This is a genomic window from Candidatus Pelagibacter sp. HIMB1509 (assembly GCF_052047855.1).
Taxonomy (GTDB): Bacteria; Pseudomonadota; Alphaproteobacteria; order Pelagibacterales; family Pelagibacteraceae; genus Pelagibacter.
In genome coordinates this window covers 303,411-315,487 of sequence record NZ_JBNAIU010000001.1, presented here as the reverse complement: position 1 = coordinate 315,487, position 12,077 = coordinate 303,411, and the positions used below count along the sequence as shown (strand labels likewise).

Below are 12,077 nucleotides of genomic sequence, written 5' to 3'. Positions count from 1 at the left end.
ATTATTTTGAAAGATCTGGATCTATTTTAGAGGCAGCTTCCCAAAGAGCTTTTACAGCATCAATAGAGTGCATAAACTCTTTATTTTCTTTTTCATCTAAATCCACTACTTCAATTTTCTCAACTCCGTCTTTACCAATTACAACTGGTACTCCAGCATAAACATTTTCTACTCCGTACTCACCATTTAACTGCACTGCGCAAGGTAATAATTTTTTTTCATCTTTTAAATATGATTCAGCCATTTGAACTCCCGATGCTGCAGGTGCATAAAAAGCAGAACCTTTTTCTAAATACTTGACGATTTCTGCTCCACCGTCTCTAGTTCTTTGATTAATTTCTTCAACTCTCTCTTGAGAAATCTTTCCCTCTTTCACAAGATCCAATAAAGGTTTGCCAGATACTTTTGTAAATCTTGGCATTGGAACCATAGTATCTCCATGACCACCCATAACCATTGCTTCAATCTCTCTTACAGGCACACCAAACTCCAATGATAAAAACAGTTTAAATCTTGAGCTATCTAAAATTCCTGCCATGCCGACAACTTTATTTGCAGGCAAACCTGAAAACTTTTGAAACGCCATAACCATCACATCTAAAGGGTTGGTGATACAAATTACGAAGGCGTTCGGTGCGTTTTCTTTTACGCCTTGAGCTACCTGTTTAATAATTTTTAAATTTATACCAAGAAGGTCATCTCTACTCATTCCTGGCTTTCTAGGAACTCCTGCTGTAATTATAATAACATCAGAATCTTTAATATCTTTATAATCATCTGTACCTGATAATTTTACATTAAATCCATCAACTGATGATGATTGAGCTATATCTAAAGCCTTTCCTTTAGCTATTCCACTTGCAACGTCAAATAAAACAACTTCATCAACAAGCTCCTTTATTCCAATTAAATGTGCTAGTGTTCCACCTATTTGGCCTGCGCCAATTAAAGATATTTTTTTCATTTATTTCCTCTTATTTCATTGTTGGCATTACAAATTCTGCGTTTGTACGCACACTTGAAGGCCATCGTGATGTTACAGTTTTAAGTTTAGTATAGAATTTTATTCCTTCCATGCCATGCATGCCACTATCTCCAAATAATGATCTTTTCCAACCACCAAAACTATGAAAGGCCATAGGAACTGGAATTGGAACATTGATACCAACCATTCCTACTTGAATTTTACTAGCAAATGTTCTGCCTGCATCACCATCTCTAGTATAAATACTTACTCCGTTTCCGTATTCATGATCATTGATTAGTTTTGCAGCCTCTTCAAAAGTTTTAACTCTAACTACAGATAGAACTGGACCAAAAATTTCTTCTTTATAAATTCTCATGTCTTTATTAACGTGATCAAATAAACAACCACCTATATAAAATCCGTTTTCATAACCTTGAAGTTTTAAATTTCTTCCATCGACAACTAATTTAGCACCTTCTTCAACTCCTAAATCAACATAACTTTTTACTTTTTCTAAATGCTCTTTTGTAACCAGAGGTCCCATCTCTGAAGTTTTATCCATACCAGGTCCTACTTTTAAGGCCTCTGCTTTTTTTGAAAGTCTTGAAACTAGTTCATCACCAATATCTCCAACAGCAACAGCAACAGATTGAGCCATACATCTCTCACCTGCAGATCCGTAAGCTGCACCCATCAATCCATTTACTGCACCATCCAAATCACAATCTGGCATGACTACTAAGTGATTTTTTGCACCTCCAAGTGCTTGTACTCTTTTTTCATTTTTAGCTGAATTTTCGTAGATATATTTTGCAATTGGAGTGGATCCAACAAAGCTTACAGCTTTAATATCTTTATTTTCTAAAATTGCATCAACAGCTTCTTTGTCGCCATTAACTACGTTAAATACTCCCTCAGGCAATCCAGCTTCACTAAGTAACTCTGCTAATCTAAGTGGACATGAAGGATCTTTTTCTGAAGGTTTTAATATAAATGTATTTCCACAAGCAATTGCTATTGGAAACATCCACATTGGCACCATTGCTGGAAAATTAAATGGAGTAATTCCAGCTACTACCCCCAAAGGTTGTCTCATTGACCAACTATCAACATTTGTTCCTACGTTTTCTGAATATTCGCCTTTTAACAAATGAGGAATTCCACAAGCAAACTCAACTACCTCAAGCCCTCTTGTTAAAGATCCTCTAGCATCCTCAAAAACTTTTCCATGTTCTGATACTATTAGCTTTGTTAACTCATCAGAGTTTTTTTCTATTAATTCTTTAAATTTAAATATTATCCGTGCTCTTTGTAAAGGAGGTTTTGCAGACCAAGTTTCAAATGCTTTTTTGGCTGCTTCTACAGCTTGATCTAAATCAGATTTACTTGCAAGTCTTACCTCAGACTCTTGTTCTCCTGTTGCAGGATTAAATACTTTTCCTTTTCTATCAGATGAACCTGGAATTATTTTTCCATTAACGAAGTGTTCTATTAATTTCATGAATACGGTCTTTTAAATCAAAAAAACTTAATAGTCTATTTAAACATTGGCTGTAGCTAACATTTTTTTAATTTCTGCAATTGCTTTTGCTGGATTTAGGCCTTTGGGACAAGCATTTGTACAATTTAAAATAGTATGACATCTGTAAAGTTTTAATTCATCAGCAACTTTTTTTAATCTTGCTTTTCTTTCTTCATCTCTACTATCAACGATCCATCTGTAAGCTTGTAGAAGGACTGCTGGACCTAAGTATTTATCTCCATTCCACCAATAACTTGGGCAAGATGTTGAACAACATGCACACATAATACATTCATAAGCGCCATCAAGTTTTGCTCTATCTTCTTGAGATTGATAAATTTCTGTTGTTTCTTTTTTTGAATTATTTTTTAACCAAGGTTCAATAGATTGATACTGTTTATACAAACCATCCAAATCTCCAATTAAATCTCTTTTAACTTTCAGGTGCGGTAGCGGATATATATCTATATCTCCATCAATTTCCGAATGCGGAGTTGTGCACGCTAAACCATTTTTGCCACCCATGTTCATAGCACAAGAACCACAAACTCCATGAGCACAAGATCTTCTATAAGCTAATGTTGGGTCAATTTCGTTTTTAATTTTATTTAAAATATCTAAAACTTTTGAAGGACAATTATCCATATCAACTTCATAAGTATCAATTCTTGGATTTTCTTCAGTAGAAGGGTCCCATCTATAAACATTTACTCTTCTAAGATTTTTAGAGCCTGTTTTATCTTTAAAATATTTACCTTTTTTGACTTCAGAATTTTTTGGTAAATTCAATTGTACCATTAGTATACCCGCTCTTGTGGTGGAAAATATTGAACTTCATTAGTCAAAGTTGACTTGTGGACTGGTCTATAACTAATTTTTGTATTTTTTCCATCACACCAAGCAAGAGTATGTTGCATAAATTTATCATCATCTCTTTTTGGATAATCATCTCTTGCATGAGCTCCTCTGCTTTCTTTTCTGTGATATGCAGATTCTACTGTTGTTACTGCTTGTCTAATTAAATTATCAAATTCTAAAGTTTCAACTAAATCAGTATTAAATACTAAAGATCTATCTTTAACAGAAATAGAGTCCATTCCATCATAAGTTTTTCTAATATCATCAACGCCTTCTTTTAAATTTTTTTCTGTTCTAAATACTGCACATTTAGATTGCATTGTTTTTTGCATTGAAAGTCTAAGTTCTGCGGTACTATTATTACCATCTGCATTTCTTAACTTATCAAATCTATCTAAACATTTTTGTGTCTCAGACTCAGGTAACTCTTCATGAGGAGTTCCGGGTTTAACTAATTCTGCTGCTCTTTTTGCTGCTGCTCTTCCGAACACTACTAAATCAATTAATGAATTAGAGCCAAGTCTATTCGCACCATGAACAGATACACATGCTGCTTCTCCTATAGCCATCAGACCTGGAACAGTTTTTTCTGAACCATTAACAGTTAAAACTTCTGCTTTGTAATTTGTTGGAATACCACCCATATTATAATGAACTGTTGGGACAACAGGTATGGGCTCTTTAGTTACATCTACATTTGCAAATAATCTTGCAGCATCAGTAATTCCTGGAAGTCTACTTTCAATAATATCTTTATCTAAATGACTTAAGTTTAAATGAACATGATCTTGATCTTTTCCAACTCCTCTTCCTTCATTTATTTCAATAGACATTGATCTACTAACAACATCTCTTGACGCTAAATCTTTTGCATTTGGAGCATATCTTTCCATAAATCTTTCGCCCTTAGAGTTAGTTAGATAACCACCCTCACCTCTAGCACCTTCTGTTATTAAGGTTCCATGACCATAAATTCCTGTTGGATGAAATTGAACAAACTCCATATCTTGAAGAGGCAATCCAGCTCTTAATACCATTGCATTTCCGTCTCCAGTACAAGTATGTGCAGAGGTAGCTGAATAATAGACTTTCCCATATCCACCTGTAGCTATAATTACAGTGTGTGCTCTAAATCTATGGATTGTTCCATCATTTAAATTCCATGCAATTAACCCTTTGCATGCTCCATCTTTCATTAAAAGATCTAATGCAAAATATTCTATAAAAAACTCAGTGTTATGTTTTAAGGCTTGTCCATAAAGCGTATGAAGAATTGCATGACCAGTTCTATCTGCAGCAGCACATGTTCTTTGTACAATTCCATTTCCATAATTTTTTGTCATTCCACCAAAAGGTCTTTGATAAATTTTTCCCTCTTCAGTTCTACTAAATGGAACTCCATATTTTTCTAATTCTAAAACAGCTTTTGGAGCTTCTTTACATAAATACTCAATACTATCTTGATCTCCTAACCAGTCTGCACCTTTAACCGTGTCATACATGTGCCATCTCCAGTCATCTTCTCCCATGTTTCCAAGTGCAGCTGAGATACCTCCTTGTGCAGCAGATGTGTGGCTTCTAGTTGGAAATACTTTTGAAATACAAGCTGTTTTCAATCCAGCTTCGCTTAACCCAACAGCAGCTCTCAAGCCAGATCCACCAGCTCCTAAGACAACTACATCATATTCATGATCTATAATATTATAAGTGCTCATTATTTTAGATTAAGTAAAATTATTATTGTTAATAATGGAATGATTATAGCAGAAATATAGAGAAGTCTGTTTGCGACATATTTGGTTTTTTCATTAGAAATATAGTCCTCAAAAACCTCACTAATACTTAAGGCAGAAAAAAAATAAGCAAAAATTAAAAATATACTAAATAAAAACTTATTTGTTTTGTTTGAAAAAAAACTAATCACTTCAGAATAATCTCCATCATAAACTGATATGAAATTAATTATAAACCAAAACATTAAAGGGACTAAAATTATTGATGATAATTTTAAAAACACCCATTTTTTTGTAGCTAAATTCATATTAAAAAAAGTTTTTTCCAATTAAGTAAAATAAAATAGTTAAAATTAATGAACCAAAGATCACCATCAAACCTGTTATACGAGTAGTCTTCAGTTCATAGCCATAACCCATATCCATTATTAAATGTCTGATTTCACTAAGTATTTGAAAACTAAAAGACCAAGCTAACCCTATTGCAACAAATTTTCCAATAAACGAATTAAAAAAAAAGTTTATCAAATCATATTTTGGTTCTCCTAAAATTAGCCAAGAAACCCAGACACAAACTAAAGTTATTGCTAAGATATTTATTATTCCAGTAATTCTGTGAGAAATAGATACTAATGATGATATGTGCCATCTATAAATTTGTATATGAGGAGAAAGAGGTCTTTTACTTTCCATAAAAATTATTTTTTATTAATGTTTCAGCAATTTCAACTGCATTTAAGGCTGCACCTCTAAGTAAATTATCTGAGACAATCCACATATTTAAGCAATTCTTTTTAGTCTTATCTTCTCTAATTCTTGAAATGAATGTCTCATCTTTTCCAGCAGCTTCAAGCGGTGTTGAATATCCACCATCTTGTCTCTCATCAATAACTTTACAGCCTTCCATTTTCTCAAGACATTCTTTAATTTGATCAATTGTAAAATCTTTTTCTAATTCTAAATTTACTGCTTCAGAATGAGAAACTAAAACTGGTACTCTTACACAAGTTGCTGATAATTCAATATTTTGATCTAGAATTTTTTTAGTCTCATTGGTCATTTTTAATTCCTCTTTTGTATATCCGTCATCAGCAAATACATCGATATGTGGAATTAAATTAAATGAAATTTGTTTTGTAAAATTTTTTGATTCAATTGCTTTGTTTTCTAGTGCTAGCTTAGTCTGTTCTACTAATTCATCCATTGGTGCTTTACCACCACCAGATACTGATTGATACGTAGCTACAACTACTCTTTTTATTTTAAATAAATCATGGATTGGTTTTAATGGTAAGACTAATTGTGCAGTTGAGCAATTAGGATTAGCAATAATATTTTTTTTTATATTTTTTAAGTCATCCGCATTTACTTGAGGTACAATTAAAGGAACATCAGGGTCCATTCTATAAAAACTAGAATTATCTATTACAATGCTATGGCTTGCTGCTTTTGAGGCATAAGCTTCTGAAATTTTTCCACCTGCTGCAAAAAAAGTAATTTTTGCTTTTGAAAAATCAAAAGTCTTTAAATTTTCAACTTCTATGTCTTTACCTTTAAAATTAATTTTTGAACCAGCACTTCTTTGAGATGCAACTAAAAAAATTTCTGAAATAGGCAGATTTTTCCTTTCAAGCACTTCTAGTACTTTTCTTCCAACATTGCCCGTGGCTCCGACTATAGCTATATTCATGATGGAGTTGTTATACTAAATGAAAGGTAAATCGCAAACTTTTCCAGCGCAATTATGTCCATTTACAACAACTTTTACATTTTGCTCAGGATTCCAGTATCCTTTTTGCATCATAGCTATACCAATTACTTTTTTGAAGTGAGGTGAATAGCAAGCAGATCTTAATTCTCCAATATGGTTGTTGTTTTCATCTGTCAAATCTAGAGAGCCTGTTACACTGATTTCATTAATATCAATTTTTATACCCATCAATTTTTTGGTAATTCCTTCTTCTTTTATTTTTATTAATTTTTCCTTAGCCAAAAACTTTGCATCACTATCTAAGTTAACATACTTATCAAAACCACACTCAAACGGGTTATCATTGTTATCCATATCGTTTCCAAATGATAAAAGAGCACTTTCAATTCTCTCTATTAAATTAGGGCATCCAGGCTTAACATTAAATTCTTTACCAGCTTCAAATAAATGATCATATAATTTTTGACCAGACTCAGTATTCTGAACATAAATTTCATAGCCACCTTGCTTAGACCAACCTGATTGTGCAATTAAATGGTCAACTCCTTCAAAATTAAAATAATCAAATCCAAAAAATTTCAATTTAGTTATTTTTTCACCAAATACTTTTTCCATTAACTTAAATGATTTTGGACCTTGAACAGCCATAATGTCTACATTTGGTTCAAAGATTTTAACATCAAATTTATTTCCAATTGCTAATCCTTTTGCAAATAAAATTACATCAGAGTCTGCAATAGATATCCACCATTTCTCCTGACTTAATCTCAGCACAACAGGATCATTAATTAATCCACCCTGGTCATCTATAATAGGACAATAATAACATCTACCATCTTTAGATTTAGATAAGTCTCTACAAGTCATTAATTGAACTAATTTAGCTGAGTCTTTTCCTGAAATTTCAACTTGCCTCTCTGCTGCGACATCCCAAATTTGAACATGCTCTTTTAAGTGATGATAAGAATCTTCTACAGATCCAAACGCTGCTGGAAGCAACATATGATTATAGATTGTATAAGCTGTTACACCTTGTTTTTCTATTCTTGAAGTATATGGTGTACTTCTAAGTCTTCTAGATTTTGCTATTGAATAATTTTTCATTTATTTAAAAATTCTAAAACCTTGTCCCGCATTTCAAATGCTTTTTCAATCATAATCATATGCCCACATCCTTCGATTACATGAATAGTTGAATTTTTAATCAATTGAGAGAATTTTTTTCCAGATTCTAAATTAACCATTTTATCTAAAGAACCAAAAACAAACATTGATGGAACCTCAATTGACCCAGCTGCGGTTGAGCCATTTTTGTAATTATTACAAGCTATAAGATCTACAGCAAGTATTTCACTAATATCTTTTGGAGATTGAATAATTCTTTCAACTGGATTTCCACCTATAAATTTTTTTGAGCCTTCATATCCCCACTTCATCATTAACTTTACTGCATCAGAATCTCCATTTTCCGCAAGTTCAATCAAATCAGGATGAACAGGCATTTTGTTAGATCCACCTACAAAGACTATTTTTTTTAGTCTATCTTTGTATCTATGGGAATACTCAAGTATTTCTAAACATCCTTGTGAATGACCAATTAAAATTAAATTTTGAAGATCTAAGGCATCAAATACAAGTTCCAACCATTCTGCTATTTCCTCAATAGTTTTTAAACATGGCCCCTCAGAATTTCCATGTCCTGGTAAATCAATAGATAATACATTGAAATTATTATTTGAAAAAAATTGCTCACTTAATGACCAAACAATATGGGATAAGCCACTTCCATGAAGAAAAACAATGGTATCTCTGTTTTTATCTATACCTCTGCCATTGTCTGAAGCAAAAATACTTTTATTTTCGATTTCAAATATCAATTAGATTCCTAAACTTTTTTTCTCAGTTCAAACTTCTGTATTTTTCCAGTTGATGTCTTAGGTAGTTCGCAAAAAACGACCTTTTTGGGAACTTTAAATCCAGCCAAAGTTTCTTTACAAAAATCAATTAATTCTTTTTCAGTAACAGGCTTATCTTGAACCATCTCGATGAAAGCACAAGGTACTTCTCCCCATTTTTCATCTGGTTTAGCAACTACTGCTGCTATTGAAACTGAAGGATGTTTAGATAAGGTATTTTCAATTTCTATTGATGAAATATTTTCTCCCCCTGAGATAATAATATCCTTAGATCTATCTTGAATTTTTACATATCCATCAGGAAACATAACTGCCAAGTCGCCACTATGAAACCATCCATCTTTCATTGCTTTATCGGTAGCTTCTTTGTCTTTAAAGTAACCTTTCATTACTACGTTTCCTCTAATCATGATCTCTCCGATAGTTTTTCCATCTTTAGGAACTTCTTTCATTGTTTCTGGATCTAAAACTGTTACTCCTTCTGTATTAGGATACCTTACTCCTTGTCTTGCTTTAATCTCATTTTGTTTATCTTCATCTAAATCATTCCATCCATCATTCCACGCACATTGTGTAACATGACCATATGTTTCTGTAAGACCGTAAACATGCATAACTTCAAATCCAAGAGATTTCATTTTTTTAAAAATAATACTTGGGGGAGGTGCTCCAGCAGTTAAGACATAAACTTTATGCTTTAATTTTTTTCTATCACTTTCGGGAGCTCCAGTTATCATATTTAAAACTATTGGTGCTCCTCCAAAATGAGTAATGTCATATTTATCAATAAGCTCAAAAATTTTCTTAACATCAATATTTCTTAAGCAAATTGTTCTTCCATTTAACATTGGAACTGTCCATGGATAGCACCAGCCATTACAATGAAACATAGGCACAACTGTTAAAAAGTTTAAACGATTTGGCATGTTCCAGGCAACAGTACTTCCCGTGGACATTAAATACGCACCTCTATGATGGTAAACAACACCTTTAGGATTGCCAGTTGTACCTGAAGTATAACTTAAAGATATTGCCTGCCATTCATCATCAGGCATTTTCCAATCAAAATTCTCATCTCCAGTATTTAAAAAACTTTCGTATTCTAAATCTCCAATTTTTTCCAATTTCGATTGATCAGCATGTTTGTCGTTAATATCTATAACAGTGATTTTTTTATTTAAATTTTTTAAAGCTTTTTTTACTTCTACATGTAATTGTCTATCTACAACCAATACCTTCGCATCACTGTGATTTAAAATATAATTAATTGTATTAGCATCTAATCTTATATTTATTGTGTTTAAAACAGCTCCTATCATTGGAACTGAGTAGTGTGCCTCAAAAATTTCAGGAGTATTAAAAGCTAAAAAAGATACTGTATCTCCTTTTTGAATACCAATTTTAGAAAGTGCGCTAGCAAATTTCACTGCTCTTTTATAAACTTCATTCCAAGTATAACTTCTATCTTCATATACTATAGCCTCATAATCAGGATAAACATCTTTAGCTCTTTGCAAAAATGTTAGTGGTGTTAATGGAACATAATTTGCATTATTTTTATCAAGATTAATATCGTAGTGGTTCATTACTAATTAAATTTAAATTTCATTATATTTGAACTACCTGAAACTGCAGATTTATAATGATATTCTGCTCTTGGTAAAACTTTTTCAAAGTAGAATGTGGCTGTATTAATTTTATCTGAATAAAACTCTTTATTTTCCTCATAATCTTTAAAACTGATTTCTAAGATTTTTATCCATGAAAAAGCAAGCGAAATATAACCAAGTGTTTTTAAATAGTCATTTGCAGCTGCAGAAACATCATCTTTTTCTATTTTACTTTTGTCTACAATCCAACCAGTGAACTTTGATAAAATATCAAGATAATATGTAAGATCTTTTGTAAAAGATTTTACCTTTTCATGTTTGTTTTCACATTCAGATTTTATCATTTCTAAAAATTTAGAAATTACATCACCATTTCTATTTATTAATTTTCTAAATACTAAATCAGCAGCTTGAACTGAATTGGTTCCTTCATATATCGGTGTAATTCTATTATCTCTATATAACTGTTCAATACCTTGGTCTTTAGTATAGCCGTACCCTCCATGAATCTGCATAGCATCGCTCGTAATCTCCATGGCTAAATCAGTAAATAAAGATTTAACTACAGGTGTCATCAAAGAAACATAATCAGAAGCTTCCTGTTTAATTTTTTCATCTGGATGATGAAGACTAACTTCAGTTTGTTGAGACAGCCAAAAGCATAAAGCTCTTTCTCCCTCAATTATTGATTTCATGTTTAATAAAGTTCTTCTTATGTCTGCATGGTCAATAATAAAATCTGCACCATTTGTAGATTTAGAATTATTTGTTTTTCCTTGTTTTCTCTCTTTTGCATAAGCAAGTGAATTTTGGTAAGCAATTTCTGAAATACCCAATCCCTGAATACCGACTACAATTCTCTCAAGATTCATCATGGTAAACATTGCATTTAAACCTTTGTCCTTAGGACCAATCATGTATCCTGTTGCATCATCAAAGTTTAAGACACAAGTTGCCGAACCTTTAATTCCCATTTTTGTTTCAATAGATCCTGTTGAAATACCATTTCTTTGTCCAACCGATCCATCTTGATTTACTAAAAATTTGGGTACTAAAAATAAACTTATTCCTTTTGTTCCAGGAGGAGAGTCGGTAGATCTTGCTAAGACTAAATGAACAATGTTTTCTGTTAAGTCATGATCACCTGATGTGATAAAAATTTTTTGGCCAGTTATTTTATAAGTTCCATCGGATTGACTAACTGCTTTTGTTTTAAGTAAACCTAAATCGGTACCACAAACAGGTTCTGTTAAGCACATCGTGCCACTCCATTTACCTTCTACAATTTTAGGTAAATATTTATCTTTTATTTCATCAGTAGCGTGATGATTAATACAATTGTATGCTCCAATACTTAATTCACTATAAAGTTTAAAAGATAAACTAGCTGAAGACAGCATTTCGTCAAAAAAAGCACTAACTGTTTTTGGCATTCCTTGACCACCATATTTTGGATCGCATGACAATGAAGTCCATCCATCCTCAATATATTTCTGATAAGCTTCTTTGTATCCTGGTGGTGTTCTAACTACACCATTTTCTAAAACTGCCGGATTTTCATCGCCTGCTTTAGCAAGTGGTAAAATTAAATTTTGATTGATTTTAGCTGCTTCTTCTAAAATATCTTTAACCAAATCTGAGCTAACTTCATTATATCTTTCAAGATCATTATAATTTTTATTATCTCTTAATTTTTCATAGAGAAACATCATATCTTTAACAGGTGCAGAATAACTTGGCATTTGAAAAGCTTAGAATAC

11 protein-coding genes are annotated in these 12,077 nt (G+C 32.2%); all 11 read right to left on the bottom strand.

All coding sequences use genetic code 11. The annotated features are described in order from the left end of the window. Nucleotide 1: 1 nt before the first annotated feature. From mdh to ACTTBO_RS01590, 11 genes are read right to left on the bottom strand one after another with little or no spacing between them, the layout of a single operon-like run. Nucleotides 2–964, bottom strand: a complete 963-nt coding sequence (gene mdh, locus ACTTBO_RS01640) for a malate dehydrogenase (RefSeq protein ID WP_440635423.1) — start codon at nt 962–964, stop codon at nt 2–4. Between the two features lie 10 nt (nt 965–974). Next, entirely contained in the window at nt 975–2,468 is a 1,494-nt protein-coding gene (locus ACTTBO_RS01635; RefSeq protein WP_440655966.1) for a CoA-acylating methylmalonate-semialdehyde dehydrogenase, read from the bottom strand. Nucleotides 2,469–2,507: 39 nt separating this feature from the next. Beyond that, complete coding sequence (locus ACTTBO_RS01630; RefSeq protein WP_262589896.1) at nt 2,508–3,287, bottom strand: succinate dehydrogenase iron-sulfur subunit; 780 nt, start codon at nt 3,285–3,287, stop codon at nt 2,508–2,510. Continuing rightward, a complete protein-coding gene (gene sdhA, locus ACTTBO_RS01625) occupies nt 3,287–5,062 on the bottom strand; it encodes a succinate dehydrogenase flavoprotein subunit (RefSeq protein ID WP_440655964.1) in 1,776 nt (591 codons plus the stop codon). The genes ACTTBO_RS01630 and sdhA overlap by 1 nt, the downstream gene beginning before the upstream one ends. After that, complete coding sequence (sdhD, locus tag ACTTBO_RS01620; RefSeq protein ID WP_440655962.1) at nt 5,062–5,388, bottom strand: succinate dehydrogenase, hydrophobic membrane anchor protein; 327 nt, start codon at nt 5,386–5,388, stop codon at nt 5,062–5,064. The genes sdhA and sdhD overlap by 1 nt, the downstream gene beginning before the upstream one ends. A gap of 1 nt (nt 5,389) precedes the next feature. Then, entirely contained in the window at nt 5,390–5,773 is a 384-nt protein-coding gene (gene sdhC, locus ACTTBO_RS01615) for a succinate dehydrogenase, cytochrome b556 subunit (protein ID WP_440613689.1), read from the bottom strand. Then, complete coding sequence (locus ACTTBO_RS01610; RefSeq protein WP_440655960.1) at nt 5,763–6,770, bottom strand: aspartate-semialdehyde dehydrogenase; 1,008 nt, start codon at nt 6,768–6,770, stop codon at nt 5,763–5,765. Before ACTTBO_RS01610 ends, sdhC begins: the two co-directional genes overlap by 11 nt. 15 nt (nt 6,771–6,785) lie before the next feature. Then, nucleotides 6,786–7,895, bottom strand: a complete 1,110-nt coding sequence (locus tag ACTTBO_RS01605; RefSeq protein WP_440655958.1) for a dimethylsulfoniopropionate demethylase — start codon at nt 7,893–7,895, stop codon at nt 6,786–6,788. Then, on the bottom strand, nt 7,892–8,668 hold the full coding sequence (locus ACTTBO_RS01600) for an alpha/beta fold hydrolase (protein WP_440655956.1): 777 nt from the start codon (nt 8,666–8,668) through the stop codon (nt 7,892–7,894). The genes ACTTBO_RS01605 and ACTTBO_RS01600 overlap by 4 nt, the downstream gene beginning before the upstream one ends. Before the next feature lie 8 nt (nt 8,669–8,676). Beyond that, nucleotides 8,677–10,293 (bottom strand): acyl-CoA synthetase, encoded by a 1,617-nt coding sequence (locus ACTTBO_RS01595; protein WP_440655954.1) that lies wholly within the window; start codon nt 10,291–10,293, stop codon nt 8,677–8,679. A 2-nt stretch (nt 10,294–10,295) separates the two neighbouring features. Next, the gene (locus ACTTBO_RS01590) at nt 10,296–12,059 is read right to left on the bottom strand and encodes an acyl-CoA dehydrogenase family protein (RefSeq protein WP_440655952.1); all 1,764 of its coding nucleotides are present in this window, start codon (nt 12,057–12,059) and stop codon (nt 10,296–10,298) included. Between the last annotated feature and the right edge of the window lie 18 nt (nt 12,060–12,077).